Below are 24,487 nucleotides of genomic sequence, written 5' to 3' on the forward strand. Positions count from 1 at the left end.
CAATTAACCTCTCAGTAAGGACACGATTTCTTGAGAAACTTGATCGATATCCTGTTCTCCGTTCATTTGACGAAGAAGACCTTTAGTCTCATAGAACGTGAGGAGTGGTGCTGTTTTGTTGATATACTCGTCCAGTCGTGTACCTACACTCTCTTCATTATCATCAGAGCGTTGATACAACTCACCAGCGCATTTATCACAAATACCTTCCTGCTTAGGCGGATTGAATACCACATGATAAGTGGAACCACAGTTTTTACAAATTCGACGACCCGTCAAACGAGCCAGCAATTTGTTGCGATCCACTTTCAGGTTGATTACATGATCGAGACCTGAGTTCAATCTATCCAGAATGCCATCGAGCGCTTCTGCTTGTGAAAGGGTTCTTGGAAATCCGTCCAAGAGGAAACCTTCTCTGCAGTCAGGCTGCTGCAAACGTTCTTCAACGATGCCAATGGTTACATCATCTGGTACAAGCAATCCTTGATCCATATATTCCTTGGCTTTCATGCCAATGGGAGTTCCCTGTTTGATCGCGAGACGAAATGCATCGCCTGTTGAAATATGGGGAATACCGAACTCTTTCACGATGACGTCTGCTTGCGTTCCTTTTCCTGCCCCCGGAGGGCCCATGAATAGGATGTTCACGTTATGTCACTCCCTCCAAGACTACCCTACATCAACAAACAGCACAATAGGTGCCGGCAAGTAAATCTTCACTCGACCGGTACCTATTGCCTATTTATTGATAAAACCTTTGTAGTGGCGTTTGATCAATTGGCTTTCGATTTGCTTCATCGTATCCAGCGCAACACCGATAACGATCAGGAGGGATGTTCCTCCAATTTGCGCAGATTGAGGCAAACCAGAAAGTGCCCCTAAGAATACAGGCAGAACGGAAATGACTGCCAAGAAGATGGCTCCGGCCATTGTCAAACGAGTCATGACACGGGTCAGATATTTCTCGGTTGCTTTACCCGGGCGAATGCCTGGGATATAACCGCCGTTCTTTTTCATATTATCAGCCATCTGCTGTGGATTCATCTGTACGAAAGTATAGAAGAATGTGAAACCGAAGATCATCACGACATACAGCAACATACCCAGAGGTTTGTGTGTAGTCAGGTTCTGTCCGATCCACTGTGCCCAAAGGCGATCTGCCCAGAAGTTGGCAATGATCGTTGGGAACATCAACAGCGATGAAGCAAAGATGACAGGGATAACACCTGCTGCATTAATTTTCAGCGGGATATGTGTATTCTGTCCACCGTACATTTTGTTACCTACGACACGTTTAGCGTACTGTACCGGAATCTTCCGAATCGCCTGCTGAATATAAATGACCCCTATGATGATCAACACAATAACAATTGCGATGATAACACCTTTAAGAATATTCATAAACAGTTGGTCAGGTTGAATGAAGTCAGATTCGACCGTTTGTTTGATAATGTTAGGCACCGTAGATAGGATACCCGCAAAGATCAAGATCGAAATCCCGTTTCCTATGCCCTTCTCGGTGATCTGCTCACCAAGCCACATCAGGAATGAAGTACCGGCCGTAAGTACAATCGCGATCAAGATATAATCTGCAAATGTAGCGTTAGGCACCATCTCTGTATTGTACAAGCGGTTGAATCCGATCGACGTACCAAACGCTTGAATCAATGCCAGCCCGATGGTTAAATAACGGGTCAACTGTGCAGATTTCTTCTTACCTTGTTCACCTTGCTTTGCCCACTCCGCTAATTTAGGAATAACGTCCATGGAAAGCAACTGTACTATGATAGACGCAGTGATGTAAGGCACGATCCCGAGCGCAAATATCGAGAACTGGAAGAGCGCTCCACCCGAGAACGTATTGAGAAGTCCAAAAACTTCTTTACCCGCAGAATTTGTCGCTTCGAACACATCTTTGTTAACTCCCGGCACGGGGACAAAGGAGCCGATGCGGTAAATGATCAGTACAAAAAGGGTAAATAATACCCTTTTGCGCAGATCTTCAACCCGCCAGATATTCTTTAGGGTCTTGAACATTAAATCACCTCAGTTGTACCGCCAGCAGCTTCAATTTTCTCAATAGCAGATTGAGAAAACTTGTTAGCTTTAACAGTCAGCTTCACAGTGACATCACCGTTACCCAGGATTTTGATTCCGAATTTAGCGTTTTTAACTACGCCGTTCGTCATCAAGAATTCTGGAGTTACTTCAGTACCCGCAGCAAAACTGTTCAGGTCTTCAGTATTCACAACTGCATATTCTTTGCGAGTTGGGTTTACGAAACCACGTTTTGGCAAGCGACGATACAATGGATTTTGTCCACCTTCGAAGCCTGGACGAACTCCACCGCCAGAACGAGAATTTTGTCCTTTGTGACCGCGACCTGATGTTTTACCTGTACCACTACTTGGACCGCGACCAAGACGTTTACGTTCTTTGCGGGATCCAGGAGATGGTGAAAGCTCATGTAACTTCATCGTTCGTTGCACCTCCTTAAAGATTTGTGGGATTAACCCGTTATTAAGCTTCTACTTCTTTAACAGCAACCAAGTGGCTTACTTTGTTAATCATACCACGGATGGCAGGATTATCGTTTTGTACCACTTTGCTATTGATTTTGCGCAAACCCAATGTTTTCACAGTTGTTCTTTGCGTCTCCGGACGTCCGATCAAGCTGCGGACGAGGGTAATTTCTAATTTAGCCATGAGAATTCCCTCCTTAACCCAGAAGCTCTTCGACGGATTTTCCGCGCAGTTTAGCCACGTCTTCAGCACGCTTCAAACGGGACAAACCTTCCAAAGTCGCATTGACCATGTTCATGGAATTCGAAGAACCCAGAGATTTTGTCAAAATGTCACCTACACCAGCAAGTTCGAGAACCGCACGTACAGGACCACCAGCGATAACACCAGTACCTTCAGATGCTGGTTTCAACAGCACGCGTCCTGCGCCGAACTTACCTGTTACCAAGTGAGGAATCGATGTTCCTACGAGTGGAACGTGTACAAGGTTTTTCTTAGCGTCTTCAATACCTTTGCGAATTGCATCAGGTACTTCGCCCGCTTTACCGATACCAGCTCCAACCCAGCCGTTGCCGTCGCCGACTACAACCAGTGCGCTAAAGCTGAAACGGCGTCCGCCTTTTACTACTTTAGCTACGCGATTAATATTTACAACTCTTTCAGTCAGTTCCAAAGTATTCGGATCTACACGCAAGTCGTTAACCTCCTTTTGAAAAATATCTTAAAACTCAAGTCCTGCTTCACGAGCCGCTTCAGCCAATGCTGCGATACGACCATGGTACAGATATCCGCTACGGTCAAATACGATGTTGGAAACACCTTTGTCTTTAGCACGTTTAGCAACGAGTTCGCCAACTTTACGAGCTGATTCAACAGATGCACCATTTTTGATGTCAGTGCTCAATTCTTTGTCTACGGTAGACGCGGAAGCGATTGTTACACCAGCAACATCATCGATGATTTGAGCATACATATGTTTACCAGAACGGAATACGTTCAAACGAGGACGTGCTGCCGTTCCTTGGATTTTCTTACGAACACGAAGGTGTCTTTTCAGACGAGCCTTATTTTTATCTGGTTTCGTAATCATCTCAAAGATTCACTCCTTTCAGGTTACCTCGCTGGCTTCAAAGCAGAAGCCACGGGGTATATTAGAAACACACGAAGCAAGCAAGCCGAAAGCCGCGCAAAGGCGGTAAGAGAAATCTTATTTCTTCTTACCGGCTTTACCTTCCTTACGGATGATACGCTCGCCTTCATATTTAATACCTTTACCTTTGTATGGCTCAGGTTCACGTACGGAACGGATTTTAGCAGCGTAAGCACCTACACGCTCTTTGTCAATTCCGCGAACGATGATTTTTGTATTCGAAGGTACTTCGAATTCAATTCCCGCTTCCGGTGTAATTTCAACCGGGTGAGAGTAACCAACGTTCAGAACGATTTTATCTCCGGATTTGCTTGCACGATATCCGACCCCAACCAATTCCAGAGATTTCGCGAATCCTTCAGTAACGCCGCTCACCATATTGTTTACAACGCTACGCGTTGTGCCGTGCAAAGAACGGTGAGTTTTGTTATCGGAAGGACGCACAACTGTGATTTCGTTATTTTCAACCGTAACCTTCATGTCTTTATGAAGCTCACGAGTCAAAGTTCCTTTAGGTCCTTTTACCGTAATAACGGTGTTGTCCAGGGTGATGTCTACACCACTTGGTACTGTGATTGGTTTGCGACCAATACGAGACATATGTTGCACCTCCTATCTTGTGACGTTATATTACCAAACGTAGCAAACGACTTCTCCGCCGGATTTCGATTGACGAGCTTCTTTGTCCGTCATGATACCTTTAGATGTCGAGATGATCGCGATTCCCAGGCCACCAAGTACACGAGGTACTTCGTTGCTTTTCGTGTAAACACGAAGACCAGGTTTACTGATTCTTTTCAGACCAGTGATAACGCGCTCGTTATTTTGACCGTATTTCAGGAAAACACGGATAATCCCTTGTTTGTTATCATCGATAACTTCAGCGTCACGGATGAAACCTTCACGCTTCAGGATATCGGCGATTTGTTTTTTCATTGTCGAAGCAGGCATTTCTACCGTTTCGTGACGAACAGTGTTCGCGTTACGAATACGAGTAAGCATATCTGCAATTGGATCAGACATAGTCATTGTGAGTTAACCTCCTTCCCGTTCAGGACTTTTTACCAGCTTGCTTTTTTCACGCCAGGGATCTGGCCTTTATAAGCTAATTCACGGAAACAAATTCTGCAAATTTTGAACTTTTGCAGGACCGAATGTGGACGTCCGCAACGCTCACAGCGTGTATATGCACGTACTTTAAACTTAGGTGTACGTTGTTGTTTAACTTTCATCGAAGTTTTTGCCACTTAGCCTGACACCTCCTAAATAATTTCGGAGAAAAGGGAGTCTTTCCAGACACCCGGAAACGTTATGCCAACATTACTTAACGAAAGGCATTCCCATTTGCGTGAGCAATTCGCGGGACTCTTCGTCTGTTTTCGCCGTTGTTACGATGACAATATCCATACCGCGGACTTTATCAACTTTATCATACTCGATCTCTGGGAAGATCAGTTGCTCTTTCAGACCCAGTGTGTAGTTACCACGTCCATCGAAAGCTTTACTCGATACACCGCGGAAGTCGCGGACACGAGGAAGCGTTACGTTGAGCAATTTATCTAGGAAGAAGTACATACGCTCACCGCGTAATGTTACTTTCACACCGATAGGCATATTCTCACGCAGTTTGAATCCTGCGATAGATTTTTTAGCACGAGTGATTACAGGTTTTTGACCTGCGATCAGTTGCAAATCGCTTACTGCGGAATCCAACACTTTAGAGTTTTGGACAGCGTCGCCCACACCCATGTTGATAACGATTTTCTCGATTTTCGGCACTTGCATTACCGTTGTATAGTTAAACTTCTGCATCAAAGCAGGAGCGATTTCTTGCAGGTAACGTTCTTTCATTCTTGATGCCATGAATCATAGCCCTCCTTTCTCATTCGGTTCAATTAGTCGATAATTTCTCCGGAACGTTTAGCAACGCGCACTTTCTTACCGTTATCCAAAACTTTGTAACCTACACGGGTTACTTTTCCGCTCTTCGGATCGATGTGCATTACGTTGGAAACGTGAATCGGAGCTTCCTTCTCGATAATGCCGCCTTGCGGATTTTGCTGGTTAGGCTTCTGGTGTTTTTTCACCATGTTAACACCTTCCACAAGGACGCGGTTCTCACGAGGATAAGCAGCGATGACACGGCCTTTTTTACCTTTGTCTTTACCGCTGATCACCATAACCGTATCTTCCTTTTTAACGTGAAGTTTGTTGTTATGGGATTCCAGAACTTTTTTCACTCTTGGCATTTCGTACACCTCCTGTTTCTAACATCACGAGATTAAGCTTTAGATAACTTCTGGAGCCAAGGAAACGATTTTCATGAAGTCTTTATCGCGAAGTTCGCGAGCAACTGGTCCGAAAATACGTGTTCCACGTGGGCTTCTGTCGTCTTTTACAACAACCGCTGCATTTTCATCAAAACCGATGTAGGAACCGTCTTTACGACGTACAGAACGTTTCGTACGAACGACAACCGCTCTAACTACATCACCTTTTTTGACAACGCCGCCTGGTGTTGCTTGTTTAACAGAACAAACGATCAGATCACCGATTTGAGCTGTACGACGTCCCGTACCGCCGAGTACGCGGATACACATCAGTTCCTTCGCACCGGAGTTGTCAGCCACAGTCAAACGTGTAAATGGTTGAATCATTTAGTATTCCTCCTTTCAGCAGTGCTGCTGAGCATTAGATGATAACCGCTTTTTCTACGATTTCAGTAAGTCTCCAGCGTTTATCTTTCGAAAGCGGACGAGTCTCCATGATTTTCACCGTGTCACCGATTTTCGCAGTGTTTTCTTCGTCATGTGCTTTGAATTTTTTAGTAACCTTAATGCGTTTATGGTACAAGTTGTGTTTTTTGTAAGTTTCTACAGCAACAACAATTGTTTTGTCCATTTTATCGCTGACCACTTTACCAGTTTGCACTTTACGTGCGTTACGTTCTTCGCTCATTGTTGGCCTCCTTCCTGATTACGGACGGATTGTCCATCCTATCCCTAATTAACCGATTCCCAATTCTCTCTCACGGATAATGGTTTTAGCACGAGCTATTTCTTTCCGCACATCACGGATGCGAGTCGGGTTATCCAGCTGACCGGTAGCTAATTGAAAGCGGAGGTTAAAGAGTTCTTCTTTAAATCCGGCAATCTTTTGCTCGATTTCAGCAGAGGTTAGGTTGCGAAATTCACTAGCTTTCATTTGCTTCACCACCCAATTCTTCACGTTTCACGAACTTCGTTTTGATTGGCAGTTTGTGAGCGGCAAGACGCATTGCTTCGCGTGCAATTTCCTCCGGTACACCAGCAAGTTCAAACATGATCTTACCTGGTTTCACTACTGCAACCCATTTTTCTACGTTACCTTTACCGCTACCCATCCGAACCTCGAGAGGCTTTTGAGTGATTGGTTTGTCTGGGAAAATTTTGATCCAAACTTTACCACCACGTTTGATGTAACGAGTCATCGCAATACGAGCCGCTTCGATCTGACGGTTCGTAATCCAAGCCGGTTCCGTAGCTTGCAGACCGTATTCGCCAAAGTTCAGAGTCGTTCCGCCTTTAGCTTGGCCTTTCATATGTCCACGTTGTTGCTTACGGTGTTTTACACGTTTTGGTACCAACATGATTAGTTGCCTCCTTCCTTAGCAGCTTGTTTCTTAGCCGTAGGAAGAACCTCTCCACGATAGATCCATACTTTTACGCCGATACGTCCGTAAGTAGTATGAGCCTCTGCAGTACCATAGTCAATGTCAGCACGCAGTGTGTGCAGTGGAACAGTTCCTTCGCTGTAGCCTTCAGAACGTGCGATCTCAGCACCGCCAAGACGTCCGCCTACTTGAGTTTTGATACCTTTAGCACCGGAGCGCATAGTTCTTTGAATTGCTTGTTTCAGAGCACGACGGAAAGAAACACGACGTTCCAATTGTTGTGCAATGCTTTCAGCTACAAGAACAGCGTCCAAGTCTTGGTTCTTAATTTCAGAAATGTTGATGTGTACTTTTTTACCGCCAGCAATTTTCGTAATTTGGTTACGAAGATTTTCAACTTCCGAACCACCCTTACCAATAACCATACCTGGTTTAGCAGTGTGAATCGTTACGTTTACGCGGTTAGCCGCTCTCTCAATTTCTACACGAGATAAAGCGGAGTCTTTCAATTTATTTTTCAGGAATTCACGAATTCTCACGTCTTCCATCAAAAGATCACCGAAGTCTTTGCCTGCATACCACTTAGATTCCCAGTCACGGATAATTCCGACACGGAGTCCGACTGGATTTACCTTTTGGCCCACACATTTCCCCTCCTTCTACTTCTCAGATACCACCAAAGTAATGTGGCTAGTACGTTTGTTAATACGACTTGCACGTCCCATTGCACGAGGGCGGAAACGTTTCATTGTCGGTCCTTGGTTCACGTAAGCTTGCGAGATAACCAAGTTGTTAACATCCAAAGAATAGTTATGTTCCGCATTCGCAATAGCGGAGTTAAGCAACTTCTCAACGATTGGAGAAGCGGATTTCGGAGTGTGACGGAGAATGGCAACCGCCTCACCTACTTGCTTGCCGCGAATCAAGTCAACAACGAGTTGAACTTTACGAGGAGCAATCCGGATAAACTTAGCATGTGCTTTTGCTTCCATTGTGTAACCTCCTCTCAAACATTAAAGATGTTCATTTATCTTCTTGTTTTCTTATCATCATCAGTATGGCCTTTGTACGTACGGGTTGGAGCGAACTCACCCAGTTTGTGTCCGACCATGTCCTCAGTTACATACACTGGCACGTGTTTACGACCATCGTAAACGCCAAATGTGTGACCGATGAATTGTGGGAAAATTGTAGAACGACGGGACCAGGTTTTGATTACGTTCTTCTTACCTGAAGCTTCCATCTCTTCTACCTTTTTGAGCATGTAGCCATCAATGAATGGCCCTTTTTTCAAACTGCGACCCATGTGGAGATCCTCCCTTCAAACGTAGCTATTATGCATCCGCAGATGCCTCACGAAGTTATGCACAGTGTGTATTACTTCGTGCGGCGGCGAATGATGTATTTATCAGAAGCTTTATTTTTCTTACGCGTTTTGTAACCAAGAGTAGGTTTACCCCATGGTGACATTGGCGATTTACGTCCGATTGGAGCACGACCTTCACCACCACCGTGTGGGTGATCGTTAGGGTTCATTACTACACCACGAACCTCAGGACGTTTACCCAACCAACGGCTACGACCGGCTTTACCGATTTTGATGAGCTCGTGGTCTTGGTTACCAACAGATCCGATTGTCGCGCGGCAAACTTTCAAAATACGACGAACTTCTCCGGAAGAGAGACGAACGGAAACGTATTTTTCTTCTTTACCAAGCAATTGAGCTTCTGTACCAGCAGCACGAACCAATTGTCCGCCTTTACCTGGTTTCAACTCAATGTTGTGGATAACGGTACCTACTGGAATGTTTTCGAGTGGCAGTGCGTTACCGATTTTGATGTCTGATTCAGGTCCGGAGAATACTTGATCTCCAACTTTCAAACCTTTAGGAGCGATGATGTAACGTTTCTCACCATCAGCATAGTGAATCAAAGCGATGTTGGATGTACGGTTCGGGTCATACTCAATCGTAGCAACGCGGCCCGGTATTCCATCTTTAGTACGTTTGAAGTCAATGATACGGTATTTACGTTTGTGTCCACCACCATGGTGACGAACTGTAATTTTACCTTGGTTGTTGCGGCCTGCTTGTTTGCTCAACGGGGCCAACAACGATTTCTCCGGCTGATTTGTGGTGATTTCCTCAAATGTAGAAACGGACATGTTCCGTCTTGCCGGGGATGTTGGTTTATACTTTTTGATTGGCACTAGGTTTCCCTCCTTACTTCAAAAATTCAATTATACAGTTTCAAAGAACTCAAGCGTTTTGCTGTCTTTTGTCAATGTTACAAACGCTTTTTTCCATTCGCTAGTATATCCGGAATAACGTCCGTACCGTTTCGGCTTAGCTGGAACACGAAGCGTGTTCACGTTTTTCACTTTTACATTGAAAATAGCTTCTACTGCCTTTTTGATCTCGGTTTTGTTTGCACGGATATCGACTTCAAATACATATTTCAAGTCGTTCATCATGTCAGCAGTACGTTCCGTAATAATCGGACGTTTTACAATATCACGAGGATCCTTCATTACGCGAGCACCTCCTCTACCTTCTGAACTGCTTCTTTCGTAATGATCAATTTGTCGTGCGAAAGCACGTCAAGAACATTAATGCCGTCAGCAGCTACGAATTTCACGCCTGGAATATTCCGTGCGGAAAGAGCTACATTATCATCATAGCTAGGAGCTACGATCAAAGCTTTACGTCCCACTTTGAGGTTACTCAAGATGGCTGCGAATTCTTTAGTTTTAGGCGTGCTCAACGTGAGAGCGTCCAAAACGATAATGTCATTGTCAAGCACTTTAGATGAAAGGGCTGATTTGATCGCCAAGCGGCGAACTTTCTTAGGCAGTTTATACGCATAGCTCCGTGGTGTTGGACCAAATACGATACCGCCGCCTTTCCATTGTGGTGAACGAATTGAACCTTGACGAGCGCGACCTGTACCTTTTTGTTTCCAAGGCTTACGTCCACCGCCACGTACTTCAGAACGTCCTTTTACTTTGTGGGTACCTTGACGAAGGGAAGCGCGTTGCATAAGAACTGCATCGTACAGAACGTGTTGATTCGGCTCAATTCCGAAAACCGCATCGTTCAATTCAACTTCACCTACTTGGCTACCATCTACATTGTAAACTGATACTTTTGGCATTTTGTGTTCCTCCTTTCTTCAGTGGTTATTTTTTCACCGTTTCTTTAACTCTGATGAGACTGTTTTTCGGTCCAGGAATGGAACCTTTCACGAGCAACACGTTACGTTCAGCGTCTACTTTAACTACTTCAAGACGTTGGATTGTAATAGTATCATGTCCCATGTGTCCTGGCAGGCGTTTGCCTTTAGGAACGCGGTTAGCTTGGATCGAACCCATTGAACCAGGGCCACGGTGGTAACGCGAACCGTGTGACATAGGTCCAGTGCTTTGTCCCCAACGTTTGATAACGCCGGCAAAACCTTTACCTTTAGAAATGCCCGTTACGTCAACGAATTCGCCTTCAGCGAAAATGTCAGCTTTCAGTTCTTGGCCAACTTCATATTCTGCGATGTTGATACCGCGAACTTCACGAACGTAGCGCTTAGGGGCAGTGTTCGCTTTTTTAGCGTGACCTGCTTCTGGCTTGTTAGCATTTTTCTCTTTCTTATCGGAGTAACCGATTTGAATTGCTTCGTAGCCATCGTTCTCAATGTCTTTCTTTTGCAAAACAACACAAGGGCCTGCTTCGATAACCGTTACTGGAACGACGTTACCTTCAGGAGTAAATACTTGAGTCATTCCGAGTTTTTTTCCTAAGATTGCTTTCATGTTGACACCTCTTTTCCTTTATACATGGTCTTTGTTGTAGCTTATATTACAATTTAATTTCGATATCTACACCGGACGGCAGATCCAAGCGCATCAAGGCATCCACAGTTTGTGGAGTCGGGTTAACGATGTCGATCAAACGTTTATGTGTACGTTGTTCGAATTGTTCCCGAGAATCCTTGTACTTGTGCACCGCACGAAGAATAGTAATGATTTGTTTTTCAGTAGGAAGCGGAATCGGACCGGATACACCAGCACCCGAACGTTTTGCTGTTTCAACAATTTTCTCCGCGGATTGATCAAGAATTCTGTGGTCGTAAGCTTTCAAACGAATACGAATTTTTTGCTTTGCCATTTTAGTCCCTCCTTCTATCGCCCAATTTTTTATCGGACATACTCCGTGAAAATTTTCTAGCCACTCTCCCATGGCAAAGGGGCCGGGTGTGCCAGTAACCTCTCACATCATCGCAACGTCACAGAACAACATTCATTATTATATAGAAAAGATAGGCGTATTGCAAGCATATTTAAGAAAAACATTTAAACTTATCTTTTCTGATGAAATGACTTCGTTTATTGCAGTGTTAATCTTCAATATCCAGGCTGCCTTGCCAATCCTTCTAAACTCGTAAATGATGTTCATTTCGTATGACGCAGGTTCCGAACTTTAAACATAATAAAAGAGTTCTCTATCCGATGTCGGATAAAGAACTCTTCCGAAGCTTCGTTACAATACAATGTTACTCGTTCCAGTACACTGTTACATATGCTTTATTCAGCGTTAAGCCAAATTATTTTTGGATAGATGCTACGGAACCGGCACCTACTGTACGTCCGCCTTCACGAATGGAGAATTTAGTTCCTTCTTCAATCGCGATTGGGGAGATCAGGGAAACAGTAACAGTGATGTTATCACCAGGCATTACCATTTCAGTACCTTCAGGCAAGTTGATGATGCCTGTTACGTCAGTTGTACGGAAGTAGAACTGTGGACGGTAACCAGTGAAGAATGGTTTGTGACGTCCGCCCTCTTCTTTAGTCAGAACGTAGATTTGAGCTGTGAATTCTGTGTGTGGCTTAACAGAACCTGGTTTTGCAAGTACTTGACCACGCTCGATTTGAGTACGGTCAACACCACGCAACAATGCGCCGATGTTGTCTCCCGCTTGAGCGGAATCCAACAATTTACGGAACATCTCAACGCCTGTTACAACGGATTTTTTAGTTTCTTCAGTGATACCAACGATTTCGATCTCTTCGCCGACTTTAACAGTACCACGCTCTACACGGCCAGTAGCAACAGTACCACGACCAGTGATGGAGAATACGTCCTCGACAGGCATCAAGAAAGGCTTGTCAGTTTGACGCTCAGGCAGTGGGATGTAAGTGTCGATCTCTTTGAACATCTCAACGATTTTTTGAGCCCATTCGCCATCTGGGTTTGCCAGAGCTTCACGAGCGGATCCACGAGTGATTGGAGTATCGTCACCTGGGAACTCATATTCGTTAAGAAGGTCGCGAACTTCCATCTCAACCAATTCCAACAACTCTTCGTCTTCAACCATGTCACATTTGTTCAAGAATACAACAATGTAAGGTACGCCTACTTGACGGGAGAGCAAGATGTGCTCACGAGTTTGTGGCATTGGGCCGTCTGCTGCGGATACTACCAAGATAGCTCCATCCATTTGAGCCGCGCCAGTGATCATGTTTTTAACATAGTCGGCGTGACCTGGGCAGTCAACGTGAGCGTAGTGACGAGTGTCAGTTTCGTACTCAACGTGTGATGTGGAGATTGTGATACCGCGTTCGCGCTCTTCTGGAGCTTTGTCGATTTGGTCGAATGCAATTGCAGCACCACCGTAAGTTTTGGACAATACAGTTGTGATTGCAGCAGTCAGAGTTGTTTTACCGTGATCGACGTGACCAATAGTACCGATGTTAACGTGGGGTTTATTACGTTCGTATTTAGCCTTTGCCATTTGAACGTGGCCTCCTTAAAATTATAATTTTATGTTTTCACTGAATGAAGTGCTCCGAATTAAATTCTTATGCACTTGCATCCAGTGTGAGAAAACTACTCGGTGCCTTTTGTTTTGGCAACGATTTCTTCAGCGATGCTCTTAGGAACTTCTTCATAGTGAGAGAGTTCCATGGAGAATACGCCGCGTCCTTGAGTACCGGAACGAAGAGTTGTAGAGTAACCAAACATTTCAGACAGAGGCACCTTAGCACGAATGATTTGAGCTCCGCTACGGGAATCCATACCTTCAATGCGGCCACGACGGGAGTTCAACATACCCATTACGTCACCCATGTACTCTTCTGGAACAGTTACTTCTACTTTCATGATAGGCTCAAGCAGAACTGGTTTACACTTGTCTTTAGCCGCTTTAAGCGCCATAGATCCGGCAATTTTAAATGCCATCTCATTGGAATCGACATCATGGTAAGATCCGTCTACGATTGTAGCCTTAACGTCAACAAGCGGGAAGCCTGCAATAACGCCGTTTTTCATTTGCTCTTCAATCCCTGACAGTGCAGGTTGAATGTATTCTCTTGGCACGGAACCACCGACAACCTTACTTTCGAACTGGCTGCCTGTACCCGGCTCGAGAGGTTCGAATTCAACCCATACGTGACCGTATTGACCACGACCACCGGATTGACGTACGAATTTACCTTCAACGCGCGCTGGAGCACGGAATGTTTCACGGTAAGCTACTTGTGGTTTACCCACAGTAGTTTCAACCTTGAACTCACGACGCATACGGTCGATGATGATATCAAGGTGAAGCTCACCCATACCTGCCAAGATTGTTTGGCCTGTTTCTTCGTCAGTATGAGCACGAAGAGTTGGATCCTCTTCAGTCAACTTACCGAGAGCAACACCCATTTTATCTTGGTCAGCTTTGGTTTTAGGTTCAACGGCGATTTCGATAACCGGATCAGGGAAGTTCATTGACTCCAGGATAACCGGATTTTTCTCATCACATAGTGTATCACCTGTACCCGTATCTTTCAAACCTACGGCAGCTGCAATATCACCGGAGTAAACTACAGTGATTTCTTGACGGCTGTTCGCATGCATTTGAAGGATACGACCGATACGCTCACGTTTGTTTTTAGTGGCATTCAATACATATGATCCGGATTGAAGAACACCAGAGTATACGCGGAAGAATGTCAATTTACCAACGTAAGGGTCCGTCATGATTTTGAATGCCAATGCGGAGAAAGGCTCTTCATCGGATGACTGACGGACTGCTTCAGTTCCATCTTCAAGATGTCCAGTGATCGATGGAACATCTGTTGGAGCTGGCAAGTAATCGATAACAGCATCCAACATCAGTTGAACACCTTTGTTACGATACGAGGATCCACAGATAACCGGGAAGATCTTAACATCTACAACACCTTTACGGAGTACGGCTTTGATCTCATCAATTGTAATCTCTTCGCCTTCCAGGTATTTCATTGTCAAATCTTCATCCAGTTCAGCAACGCGCTCAATCAACTCGTTGCGAAGTTCTTCAACTTGATCTGCAAATTCTGCAGGAATGTCGGTTTCTTCGATATCTTGACCAAGATCATCTTTGTACATATGAGCTCTTTGTGCAACGATATCGATGATACCAGTGAAATCATTTTCAGCGCCGATTGGAAGTTGAATCGCAACAGCGTTCGCTTGAAGGCGATCACGCATGTCAGATACAACGTTCAGGAAGTCAGCACCGATGATATCCATTTTATTTACATATGCGATACGAGGTACGCCGTACTTGTCAGCCTGTCTCCATACGGTTTCCGACTGAGGCTCAACGCCTTCTTTCGCACTGAATACACCAACTGCTCCGTCCAATACACGAAGGGAACGTTCAACTTCAACAGTGAAGTCAACGTGTCCCGGGGTATCAATAATATTAACGCGGTGGCCTTTCCAAGCAGCGGTAGTTGCAGCGGAAGTAATCGTAATTCCGCGCTCCTGTTCCTGTTCCATCCAGTCCATTGTCGCAGCGCCTTCGTGTACTTCACCGATTTTGTGCGTACGTCCTGTGTAAAACAGGATCCGCTCAGTTGTCGTGGTTTTACCCGCATCAATATGAGCCATGATCCCGATATTACGTGTATTTTTTAAGGAGAACTCTCTAGCCATGAAATGGGTCTCCCTTCAAAATTGAAGTTTTTTTTATTGTGAACTGAATCCTACCAACGGTAGTGAGCAAACGCTTTGTTCGCTTCAGCCATTTTGTGCGTATCTTCACGTTTTTTAACGGAAGCGCCTGTGTTGTTGGAAGCGTCGATGATCTCAGCCGCCAAACGCTCTTCCATTGTTTTCTCACCGCGGTTGCGGGAGTAGTTCACGAGCCAACGTAATCCCAGAGCAGTACGTCTCTCTGGTTTCACCTCGATTGGTACTTGGTAGTTGGCACCGCCGACACGGCGAGCTTTAACTTCCAGGACTGGCATGATGTTCTTGATTGCTGCTTCAAATACTTCCATAGGGTCATTACCCGTACGTTCTTGAATCAACTTGAACGCATTATACAGAATGCTTTGAGCAACACCGCGTTTTCCGCCGATCATGATGCGGTTGATTAAACGAGTAACCAACTTGCTGTTGTATAACGGATCAGGCAACACGTCTCTTTTCGTAACTGGACCTTTGCGTGGCATGGATATCCCCCTTTCTTTCTTGTTCAGCAGACCCTGTACCTTCCAGACCTAAGCCAGAAGGCTTTCAGGTTTTCTGCTTATAATGGTTTAGGCTTTTTTAGCTTTTGGACGTTTTGCACCGTATTTCGAACGAGCTTGCATACGGTTGTTTACGCCTGCAGTATCGAGAGCTCCACGAACGATGTGATAACGAACTCCCGCAAGGTCTTTAACTTTACCTCCGCGGATCAATACCACACTGTGCTCTTGAAGGTTATGTCCGATTCCCGGGATATAAGCAGTAACCTCGAGACGGTTCGTCAAACGAACACGGGCATACTTACGAAGTGCAGAGTTTGGTTTACGTGGAGTCATTGTACCTACACGAGTGCAGACACCACGTTTTTGTGGGGCACTGATGTTAGTAGATTCACGTTTCAAAGCGTTGAATCCTTTTTGCAAAGCTGGAGATTTTGACTTCTCAACTTTTGCTTGACGTCCTTTACGAACCAGTTGATTAATAGTTGGCATGTGATTGCCACCCCCTTCCTCAAATATTCATGTTTCTTTATAAACCTCTTTTCGCTAAGTCCACAGACCCAGGCGGTTCATAAAAAGACAAATGAAAAGTTTTTGCCTTAGAGAATCCCTAAAAGTTCTCGGACAAAAACGTTCCTTACACTATCATTTTACGACAGCAGCCATAGCTGCTCCCACTCCAATCCCGCAAGCTTTGCCGAGATTTTTCATTGTATCCACTTTCGTGTACTTCACATCGTGTTGTTCACACAAAGCAATGATTTTGGAAGTGAGCTGCGGATCACTATCTTCTGCGACATAGACTTCAGAAGCCATACCTGTCTGCACCATCCGCATGGTCTGTTTGGTACCTATTTTGACATGAGCATCTTGCAAGGCTTTTTCATTAGACATTGTGTATTCCTCCGAATAGAACCATGTACAATCAGCTGCCCACGCACCTTTGATATATTAGCATCTAGCGCAAGCATTGTCAATGCTAATCCTAAAACATTTTTTTAAAAGTTTACGTACATCAGGATTCGTCCGCCTGCATTATACAAGCGTCCGCCTCCTGACGCACAAAACTTTCATTCCCCTCTAAATGAGGAGGAATCTATTTAATCAACCGAAACTGGCTCAAGTTCTTCTACTGAAGATTGGCCATCTTCTGGCTCAGCAAATTTGATGCTGCGGTAACGGTGCATACCTGTACCAGCAGGGATCAATTTACCGATGATTACATTTTCCTTCAGACCGAGCAACTGATCGACTTTACCTTTGATCGCTGCATCTGTCAGTACACGTGTAGTTTCTTGGAACGAAGCCGCCGAGAGGAAGGAGTCTGTTTCCAGGGATGCTTTCGTAATACCGAGCAGGATTGGTTTAGCAACCGCTGGCTCTTTATCACTAAGAATCGCAATTTTGTTAGCTCTTTCGTACTCATGCATATCCACGAACGATCCCGGCAACAACGTAGTATCTCCTGCATCTACGATGCGGATTTTACGCAGCATTTGACGGATCATGACTTCAACGTGCTTATCGTTAATTTCTACGCCTTGGTTACGATATACGCGCTGTACTTCCTGCAGAATGTAGTTTTGTACACCACGTATGCCTTTAATCCGTAACATCTCTTTTGGATCAATGGAACCGTCTGTCAACTCGTCACCTGCTTCAACTTCCGCGCCTTCGCTTACGCGCACACGGGAACCGTAGGTAACGGAGTAAACTTTGGATTCCGCCTCACCTTGAATTTCGATTTCACGACGATCTTTCGCTTCGCGAATCTCTTTAACTACACCATCAATCTCACTGATCGTTGCTTGACCCTTAGGATTACGAGCTTCAAACAACTCCTGGATACGCGGCAAACCTTGCGTAATATCGTCTCCGGCTACACCACCGGTGTGGAATGTACGCATTGTAAGCTGTGTTCCCGGCTCACCAATGGACTGTGCTGCAATAATACCAACTGCTTCACCAATCTCCACGTGTTTACCAGTCGCGAGGTTGCGACCATAACACTTCTTGCAGACACCATGACTTGCACGGCAGCTGAGGACGGAGCGGATTTGCAATTTAGTAATACCTGCCTTGATGATCGCTTCTGCTTTATCGGAGTCAATCAATTCATTGCGACCTACAATGATTTCTTTCGTTTCCGGATGACGAACTGTCTCGAAGCAGTATCTGCCTTCAATACGGTCATAGAGATCTTCGATAACCTCTTTACCATCCTGGATACGACTTACCGTAAAGCCTTTATCTGTACCACAATCATCATCACGCACGATTACATCTTGGGCTACGTCTACGAGACGACGAGTCAGGTAACCTGAATCGGCTGTACGCAGGGCTGTATCCGCCAAACCTTTACGCGCTCCGTGAGTGGAGATAAAGTACTCGAGTACCGTCAAACCTTCACGGAAGTTCGATTTGATTGGGAGTTCGATGATTCGACCGGATGGGTTGGCCATCAGACCACGCATACCGCCCAATTGGGTGATTTGCGATTTGTTACCCCGTGCTTTGGAGTCAACCATCATCATGATCGAGTTGTAACGATCCATGGACTTCATCAGAATCTCAGTGATGTCATCTTTGGATTTTGACCAGATATCAATGATACGGTCATAGCGCTCTTCATTCGTAATCAGACCACGACGGTACTGATTCGTAACGATTTGTGCTTTTTCCTCAGATTGTCTAAGAATTTCAAACTTCTCAGGCGGAACGATAACATCAGATACCGCAACCGTAATACCGGCACGTGTAGAGTATGTGAATCCAAGTTGTTTGATTTTATCCAAAATAACGGCTGTTTCCGTTGTGTGATAAATTTCAAAACAACGTGCAATGATGGAGCCGAGGTATTCTTTACCGACACCGCCAGCCAGAGGAGCATTCATAATAGCTTCTCTGAGATCAGCACCTTTTTCATATACAAATGAGTGATCTGCAGTACCTTGGTACAGGTTAGCACGAGTCGCATCATTGATATACGGGAAGCTTGCCGGGAAAATTTCATTGAAGATAATTTTACCGATAGTTGTCAGCAACATTCCTTCTTGCTGTTCTTCCGTGAAGCTTGTTTTACCAAGCGCCTTAACCGGAATAGCTACACGTGCATGCAGACCAGCAGTACCACGTTGGTATGCCGATACAGCTTCGTTAACTGTACGCAAGATCATACCTGTGCCCTTTTCTTCCTTGTTGTCCATAGTGAGGTAGTAAGAACCAAGCACCATATCCTGGGAAGGAGTAACAACCGGTTTACCGTCTTTCGGGTTCAAAATGTTACCAGATGCAAGCATCAGGATACGTGCTTCCGCTTGAGCTTCAGCGGACAACGGAACGTGCACGGCCATTTGGTCACCGTCAAAGTCGGCATTGTATGCCGTACATACGAGCGGGTGAAGACGAATTGCTTTACCTTCAACGAGAATCGGTTCAAACGCTTGAATACCGAGTCTGTGAAGCGTAGGGGCACGGTTCAACAGAACCGGATGCTCCTTGATTACTTCTTCAAGAACATCCCATACCTCAGGACTTACACGCTCAACTTTACGTTTTGCGCTCTTGATATTGTGGGCAAGCCCCTTATTTACAAGCTCTTTCATAACGAAAGGCTTGAACAATTCAAGTGCCATATCTTTTGGCAGACCACACTGATACATTTTCAGGTAAGGTCCGACAACGATAACGGAACGACCAGAATAGTCAACCCGTTTACCGAGCAAGTTCTGACGGAAACGTCCTTGTTTACCTTTCAGCATGTGGCTGAGAGATTTCAATGGACGGTTACCAGGACCCGTTACAGGGCGTCCGCGACGACCATTATCGATCAATGCGTCAACAGCTTCCTGCAACATCCGTTTTTCATTTTGCACGATAATATCTGGCGCGCCCAGATCAAGCAGACGTTTCAGACGGTTGTTCCGGTTGATTACACGGCGATACAAGTCATTCAGGTCAGACGTTGCAAAACGTCCACCATCCAACTGTACCATTGGACGAAGTTCTGGCGGGATAACAGGAAGTACATCCATGATCATCCACTCTGGCTTGTTGCCGGAGTTGCGGAATGCTTCGATAACTTCCAGACGTTTGATTGCACGATTACGACGTTGTCCTTGCGCAGTCCGGAGCTCTTCTTTCAGGAACTCGAGCTCTTTGTCTATGTCAAGGTCTTGAAGCAATTTTTTAACCGCTTCTGCGCCCATGCCAGCCTGGAAACCATAGCCGTATTTTTCACGGTAGCTGCGGTATTCTTTCTCGGACAACAGCTGTTTTTTCTCCAGTGGAGTTTCTCCTGGATCAGTTACAACATATGATGCAAAATAAATAATCTCTTCAAGAGATCTTGGAGACATATCCAGGGCAAGACCCATACGGCTCGGAATACCTTTGAAGTACCAGATATGCGATACCGGAGCAGCGAGCTCAATATGGCCCATCCGTTCGCGGCGTACTTTCGCACGTGTTACTTCAACGCCACAACGATCACAGACAACGCCTTTATAACGGACGCGTTTGTATTTACCGCAATGACATTCCCAGTCTTTTGTAGGGCCAAAAATCTTTTCGCAGAATAGCCCTTCTTTTTCCGGTTTCAACGTACGATAGTTGATCGTTTCCGGTTTTTTCACTTCTCCGCGGGACCAAGAACGAATTTTCTCTGGGGAAGCAAGCCCGATCTTCATGTATTCGAAATTGTTGACGTCCAACAAGGAGCAACCCTCCTTAACCAATTCCTGTATTCTAGGTTACGCCCACTCCGGCCGAAGCCGGAGAAAGACGCGAGCCTGATGAAAAACGCCGGTCATCATGCGCTCGAAGCGGTTTATTCCGCTCCGACCTCTGTACCCTCAAGGTTGAGGCTGAGCTTATCGCTCGCAGCGTCATCTTCATCGTCCATTTCTCTCATTTCAATCTCTTGCTCATCTTCGCTCAAAATCTTAACGTCCATACCCAAGCTTTGCAGCTCTTTAATCAATACTTTGAATGATTCAGGAACGCCTGGTTCCGGAACATTCTCACCTTTGACAATGGATTCATACGTTTTAACCCGACCAACAACGTCATCGGATTTAACAGTCAAGATTTCTTGCAGTGTATAAGCTGCACCGTATGCCTCAAGCGCCCATACTTCCATCTCCCCGAAACGCTGTCCACCAAATTGGGCTTTACCACCCAATGGCTGTTGCGTAACAAGTGAGTAAGGACCTGTGGAACGGGCATGGATTTTATCATCAACCATGTGTGCCAATTTGATCATGTGCATGACACCTACGGTAACTTCACGTTCAAATTCTTCTCCTGTACGACCATCATACAGGACAGTTTTACCATTACGTTGCATACCTGCTTCTTCCATCGTATCGAAGACGTCATACTCCTTCGCTCCGTCGAATACAGGAGTTGCTACGTGAATACCCAGTTGCATCGCGGCCATACCCAAGTGAACTTCGAGTACTTGACCGATATTCATCCGGGAAGGTACGCCCAGTGGGTTAAGAACGATCTGAACCGGTGTACCGTCTGGCAGGAAAGGCATATCTTCTTCCGGCAAGATGCGGGCCACGACCCCTTTGTTACCGTGACGTCCGGCCATTTTATCACCCTCGGAAATTTTCCGTTTTTGAGCGATATATACACGAACGAGTTGGTTAACACCTGGAGGCAGCTCATCACCGTTTTCACGGGTAAATACTTTCACGTCTACTACGATACCGTCAGTACCATGTGGTACACGCAAGGAAGTATCACGTACTTCACGTGCTTTCTCACCAAAGATCGCATGCAAGAGACGTTCTTCTGCTGTCAGCTCTGTTACACCCTTAGGTGTTACTTTACCAACCAGAATGTCGCCAGCACTGATCTCAGCACCGATGCGGATAATACCGCGCTCATCCAAGTTACGCAACGCTTCTTCCCCAACGTTAGGGATGTCACGTGTGATCTCTTCAGGTCCGAGCTTGGTATCACGTGCTTCTGACTCATACTCCTCGATATGGATGGATGTGTATACATCTTCCTTAACGAGTTTTTCACTGAGCAAGATCGCATCCTCGTAGTTGTAACCTTCCCAAGTCATGAAGGCAACAACAACGTTACGTCCCAGAGCCAATTCACCCATTTCCGTTGAAGGACCATCAGCGAGGATATCGCCAGCTTTGACAGCAGCACCTCTTTTGACAATCGGACGCTGGTTAATGCATGTTCCTTGGTTCGAACGCATAAATTTGTGTAATTTATATTTAACGATATCGCCTTTAACTTCCTGACCGTCCACTTCTTCAACACGACGGACCCAAATCTCGTTCGCAGAAGAACGTTCAATAATTCCGTCATAATCGGAGACAATACATACACCAGAATCTTTTGCAGCTTTGTGCTCCATGCCTGTTCCTACAAGTGGTGCTTTAGGAATCAAGAGTGGAACCGCCTGCCGCTGCATGTTAGATCCCATGAGTGCACGGTTGGAGTCATCGTTCTCAAGGAACGGGATCAGCGCTGTAGCGACGGATACAACCTGTTTAGGCGATACGTCCATGTAGTCAACTCGCTCACTCGGCATCGTAAGGATGTTATCCGACTGTTTGTTGTAACGTACAATGATCGCTTCTTCTTCAAATGTACCGTCTTCGTTCAACTTCGCATTCGCTTGCGCGATAACATAGTTGTCCTCTTCATCCGCTGTCAGGTAATCAATTTGCTCGGTTACAATACCTGTCTTCGGATCAACCCAACGATATGGAGCTTCAATGAAGCCATATTCATTCACACGAGCGAACGTAGACAAGGAGTTGATCAAACCGATGTTTGGTCCCTCTGGCGTCTCGATTGGACACATACGGCCATAGTGGGATGGATGGACGTCACGCACTTCCATACCTGCGCGCTCACGCGTCAAACCACCGGGTCCGAGTGCGGACAAACGACGTTTATGTGTCAACTCACCCAGCGGGTTCGTTTGATCCATAAACTGTGACAACTGAGAGCTACCAAAGAACTCTTTAATGGATGCAATAACAGGACGTATGTTAATCAAAGCCTGTGGTGTAATTACGTTAGCATCCTGAATGGACATTCTCTCACGAACCACACGCTCCATACGGGACAAACCGATACGGAACTGGTTCTGCAGGAGTTCACCCACCGAACGCAAACGACGGTTACCCAGATGATCGATATCATCCGTGCTACCAATTCCCTGTAGAAGGTTAAGGAAATAACTGATGGACGAAATAATATCCGCCGGTGTCACGTTTTTAACGGACTTGTCAATGTTTGCATTGGCAATCAGTTTGACCACTTTACCATCTTCAGTTGGTGAGAACACATCAATCGTTTGCATAGGGATATCATTGGCATCCAAAACGCCGTTACCCACGTGATACGTGCGGAATCCAACGCTCTTCTCCAGATACGGCATGATTTCATCCAACAAACGACGATCAACCATTTGACCTGCTTCAGCAATGATCTCACCTGTCTCAGCGTCAACAAGTGACTCAGCCAAGCGCTGGTTAAACAAACGGTTTTTGATGTGAAGTTTTTTATTCATTTTGTAACGACCTACATTAGCCAGGTCATAACGTTTTGGATCAAAGAAACGTGCTACGAGCAAGCTTTTCGCATTATCCAGCGTTGGAGGCTCGCCCGGACGAAGACGCTCATAGATCTCAATGAGTGCTTTCTCCGTGGAATCCGTGTTGTCTTTGTCCAGTGTGTTGCGGATATATTCGTCATTACCGAGCAGATCCAGAATCTCAGCATCTGTGCCAAAACCAAGTGAACGCAGGAGAACCGTAACCGGTATTTTACGTGTACGGTCGATCCGGACGTAAACAACATCCTTCGCGTCCATCTCCAGTTCCAACCAAGCGCCGCGGTTAGGAATAACTGTAGCGGTATACGTTTTTTTGGCGTTTTTATCTACTTTGGTACTGAAGTAAACGCTAGGAGAGCGAACCAACTGGCTGACAATAACCCGTTCCGCACCATTAATAATAAATGTGCCCGTGTTGGTCATCAGCGGGAAATCTCCCATGAATACTTCCTGCTCTTTGACTTCGCCGGTTTCCTTATTAATGAGCCGGACTTTGACCCGAAGCGGTGCTGCATACGTAACGTCACGCTCTTTCGCGTCGTCTACTGTATACTTCGGTTCACCGAGACTGTAATCGATAAATTCCAAAATCAAGTTACCTGTAAAATCTTGGATCGGCGAGATATCCTGGAACATTTCGCGCAACCCTTCCTCCAAAAACCAATCATAGGATTTTTGTTGGATTTCAATCAGGTTCGGAACTTCGAGTATCTCGTTAATTCGTGCATAACTGCGCCGAGTGCGTCGACCATATTGAACAAGATGTCCTGCCAACTTAAACTCACCCCTCAATGTCTACTCACTTTAAAAATTTCGTTGCGAACCTCTGTTTGTAACCTTATAATGGTACACATACAGAGCAAAGCAATGCATCCACAAATAAAGAAAAGCCCTTACTCGAAATGTCGTTCGAAAAAAGAGCAACTTTGATCGGCGGATGTCTTTCCAAATCATTCTTATCCCCAGTTTGCCCAAAATGTACATATTATACGCCAAACGTAGGCATAATAAGCCCGTTCGGCGTAAAAAAAGGTTGACATTTTTAGTTAGCTAAAGCCAAGTAGGG

The 24,487-nt window shown here is 45.4% G+C and carries 30 protein-coding genes; all 30 read right to left on the reverse strand.

Translation table 11 applies throughout. The features are described from left to right. Positions 1–3: 3 nt before the first annotated feature. Positions 4–648 carry an adenylate kinase gene (locus NST33_RS27470; RefSeq protein WP_036607188.1) on the reverse strand — a complete coding sequence of 215 codons (645 nt, stop codon included), beginning with the start codon at positions 646–648 and terminating at the stop codon, positions 4–6. Positions 649–738: 90 nt separating this feature from the next. Beyond that, positions 739–2,037 carry a preprotein translocase subunit SecY gene (secY, locus tag NST33_RS27475; protein ID WP_076216860.1) on the reverse strand — a complete coding sequence of 433 codons (1,299 nt, stop codon included), beginning with the start codon at positions 2,035–2,037 and terminating at the stop codon, positions 739–741. Next, positions 2,037–2,477 carry a 50S ribosomal protein L15 gene (gene rplO, locus NST33_RS27480; RefSeq protein WP_339305775.1) on the reverse strand — a complete coding sequence of 147 codons (441 nt, stop codon included), beginning with the start codon at positions 2,475–2,477 and terminating at the stop codon, positions 2,037–2,039. Before rplO ends, secY begins: the two co-directional genes overlap by 1 nt. 43 nt (positions 2,478–2,520) lie before the next feature. Next, complete coding sequence (gene rpmD / locus NST33_RS27485) at positions 2,521–2,706, reverse strand: 50S ribosomal protein L30 (RefSeq protein ID WP_017692092.1); 186 nt, start codon at positions 2,704–2,706, stop codon at positions 2,521–2,523. A gap of 13 nt (positions 2,707–2,719) precedes the next feature. Continuing rightward, on the reverse strand, positions 2,720–3,217 hold the full coding sequence (gene rpsE, locus NST33_RS27490; RefSeq protein WP_017692091.1) for a 30S ribosomal protein S5: 498 nt from the start codon (positions 3,215–3,217) through the stop codon (positions 2,720–2,722). 27 nt (positions 3,218–3,244) lie between these two features. Further along, positions 3,245–3,613, reverse strand: a complete 369-nt coding sequence (gene rplR, locus NST33_RS27495; protein WP_017692090.1) for a 50S ribosomal protein L18 — start codon at positions 3,611–3,613, stop codon at positions 3,245–3,247. A gap of 117 nt (positions 3,614–3,730) precedes the next feature. Then, on the reverse strand, positions 3,731–4,273 hold the full coding sequence (rplF, locus tag NST33_RS27500) for a 50S ribosomal protein L6 (protein ID WP_017692089.1): 543 nt from the start codon (positions 4,271–4,273) through the stop codon (positions 3,731–3,733). Positions 4,274–4,303: 30 nt separating this feature from the next. Next, positions 4,304–4,702: a 30S ribosomal protein S8 gene (rpsH, locus tag NST33_RS27505; protein WP_017692088.1), complete on the reverse strand. Its 399-nt coding sequence runs from the start codon at positions 4,700–4,702 to the stop codon at positions 4,304–4,306. A gap of 32 nt (positions 4,703–4,734) precedes the next feature. Beyond that, positions 4,735–4,920: a type Z 30S ribosomal protein S14 gene (locus tag NST33_RS27510; RefSeq protein ID WP_013312154.1), complete on the reverse strand. Its 186-nt coding sequence runs from the start codon at positions 4,918–4,920 to the stop codon at positions 4,735–4,737. Positions 4,921–4,993: 73 nt separating this feature from the next. Continuing rightward, a complete protein-coding gene (gene rplE / locus NST33_RS27515) occupies positions 4,994–5,536 on the reverse strand; it encodes a 50S ribosomal protein L5 (protein WP_221825249.1) in 543 nt (180 codons plus the stop codon). 32 nt (positions 5,537–5,568) lie between these two features. Further along, complete coding sequence (rplX, locus tag NST33_RS27520; protein ID WP_017692086.1) at positions 5,569–5,922, reverse strand: 50S ribosomal protein L24; 354 nt, start codon at positions 5,920–5,922, stop codon at positions 5,569–5,571. A 39-nt stretch (positions 5,923–5,961) separates the two neighbouring features. Continuing rightward, entirely contained in the window at positions 5,962–6,330 is a 369-nt protein-coding gene (gene rplN, locus NST33_RS27525) for a 50S ribosomal protein L14 (RefSeq protein WP_017692085.1), read from the reverse strand. 34 nt (positions 6,331–6,364) lie between these two features. Then, positions 6,365–6,631 carry a 30S ribosomal protein S17 gene (gene rpsQ, locus NST33_RS27530; protein WP_017692084.1) on the reverse strand — a complete coding sequence of 89 codons (267 nt, stop codon included), beginning with the start codon at positions 6,629–6,631 and terminating at the stop codon, positions 6,365–6,367. A 48-nt stretch (positions 6,632–6,679) separates the two neighbouring features. Further along, positions 6,680–6,877 (reverse strand): 50S ribosomal protein L29, encoded by a 198-nt coding sequence (gene rpmC / locus NST33_RS27535; RefSeq protein ID WP_017692083.1) that lies wholly within the window; start codon positions 6,875–6,877, stop codon positions 6,680–6,682. Continuing rightward, complete coding sequence (rplP, locus tag NST33_RS27540) at positions 6,867–7,301, reverse strand: 50S ribosomal protein L16 (protein ID WP_017692082.1); 435 nt, start codon at positions 7,299–7,301, stop codon at positions 6,867–6,869. Before rplP ends, rpmC begins: the two co-directional genes overlap by 11 nt. 2 nt (positions 7,302–7,303) lie before the next feature. Beyond that, entirely contained in the window at positions 7,304–7,969 is a 666-nt protein-coding gene (rpsC, locus tag NST33_RS27545; protein ID WP_076216858.1) for a 30S ribosomal protein S3, read from the reverse strand. Positions 7,970–7,984: 15 nt separating this feature from the next. Further along, positions 7,985–8,317, reverse strand: a complete 333-nt coding sequence (gene rplV / locus NST33_RS27550; protein WP_024633583.1) for a 50S ribosomal protein L22 — start codon at positions 8,315–8,317, stop codon at positions 7,985–7,987. 35 nt (positions 8,318–8,352) lie between these two features. Next, positions 8,353–8,631, reverse strand: a complete 279-nt coding sequence (rpsS, locus tag NST33_RS27555) for a 30S ribosomal protein S19 (protein ID WP_062836183.1) — start codon at positions 8,629–8,631, stop codon at positions 8,353–8,355. 71 nt (positions 8,632–8,702) lie between these two features. Further along, positions 8,703–9,533 (reverse strand): 50S ribosomal protein L2, encoded by an 831-nt coding sequence (gene rplB, locus NST33_RS27560; RefSeq protein ID WP_017692078.1) that lies wholly within the window; start codon positions 9,531–9,533, stop codon positions 8,703–8,705. Between the two features lie 30 nt (positions 9,534–9,563). Further along, on the reverse strand, positions 9,564–9,854 hold the full coding sequence (gene rplW, locus NST33_RS27565; protein WP_017692077.1) for a 50S ribosomal protein L23: 291 nt from the start codon (positions 9,852–9,854) through the stop codon (positions 9,564–9,566). Next, a complete protein-coding gene (gene rplD, locus NST33_RS27570) occupies positions 9,854–10,477 on the reverse strand; it encodes a 50S ribosomal protein L4 (RefSeq protein ID WP_017692076.1) in 624 nt (207 codons plus the stop codon). The genes rplW and rplD overlap by 1 nt, the downstream gene beginning before the upstream one ends. Before the next feature lie 25 nt (positions 10,478–10,502). After that, positions 10,503–11,126 (reverse strand): 50S ribosomal protein L3, encoded by a 624-nt coding sequence (gene rplC, locus NST33_RS27575; RefSeq protein ID WP_017692075.1) that lies wholly within the window; start codon positions 11,124–11,126, stop codon positions 10,503–10,505. 46 nt (positions 11,127–11,172) lie between these two features. After that, on the reverse strand, positions 11,173–11,481 hold the full coding sequence (rpsJ, locus tag NST33_RS27580; protein WP_017692074.1) for a 30S ribosomal protein S10: 309 nt from the start codon (positions 11,479–11,481) through the stop codon (positions 11,173–11,175). A 436-nt stretch (positions 11,482–11,917) separates the two neighbouring features. After that, on the reverse strand, positions 11,918–13,108 hold the full coding sequence (tuf, locus tag NST33_RS27585) for an elongation factor Tu (RefSeq protein WP_017692073.1): 1,191 nt from the start codon (positions 13,106–13,108) through the stop codon (positions 11,918–11,920). Between the two features lie 95 nt (positions 13,109–13,203). After that, positions 13,204–15,282 carry an elongation factor G gene (fusA, locus tag NST33_RS27590; RefSeq protein ID WP_076216857.1) on the reverse strand — a complete coding sequence of 693 codons (2,079 nt, stop codon included), beginning with the start codon at positions 15,280–15,282 and terminating at the stop codon, positions 13,204–13,206. Between the two features lie 50 nt (positions 15,283–15,332). Continuing rightward, on the reverse strand, positions 15,333–15,803 hold the full coding sequence (gene rpsG / locus NST33_RS27595; RefSeq protein WP_017692071.1) for a 30S ribosomal protein S7: 471 nt from the start codon (positions 15,801–15,803) through the stop codon (positions 15,333–15,335). An 87-nt stretch (positions 15,804–15,890) separates the two neighbouring features. Next, the gene (gene rpsL / locus NST33_RS27600) at positions 15,891–16,313 is read right to left on the reverse strand and encodes a 30S ribosomal protein S12 (RefSeq protein WP_017692070.1); all 423 of its coding nucleotides are present in this window, start codon (positions 16,311–16,313) and stop codon (positions 15,891–15,893) included. A gap of 153 nt (positions 16,314–16,466) precedes the next feature. Further along, the gene (locus NST33_RS27605; protein ID WP_221825251.1) at positions 16,467–16,715 is read right to left on the reverse strand and encodes a ribosomal L7Ae/L30e/S12e/Gadd45 family protein; all 249 of its coding nucleotides are present in this window, start codon (positions 16,713–16,715) and stop codon (positions 16,467–16,469) included. 206 nt (positions 16,716–16,921) lie between these two features. Next, positions 16,922–20,536 carry a DNA-directed RNA polymerase subunit beta' gene (gene rpoC / locus NST33_RS27610; protein WP_221825252.1) on the reverse strand — a complete coding sequence of 1,205 codons (3,615 nt, stop codon included), beginning with the start codon at positions 20,534–20,536 and terminating at the stop codon, positions 16,922–16,924. A 113-nt stretch (positions 20,537–20,649) separates the two neighbouring features. Next, entirely contained in the window at positions 20,650–24,195 is a 3,546-nt protein-coding gene (gene rpoB / locus NST33_RS27615) for a DNA-directed RNA polymerase subunit beta (RefSeq protein WP_091020534.1), read from the reverse strand. Between the last annotated feature and the right edge of the window lie 292 nt (positions 24,196–24,487).

This window comes from Paenibacillus sp. FSL L8-0435 (assembly GCF_037965655.1).
In the GTDB taxonomy this organism is placed as follows: domain Bacteria; phylum Bacillota; class Bacilli; order Paenibacillales; family Paenibacillaceae; genus Paenibacillus.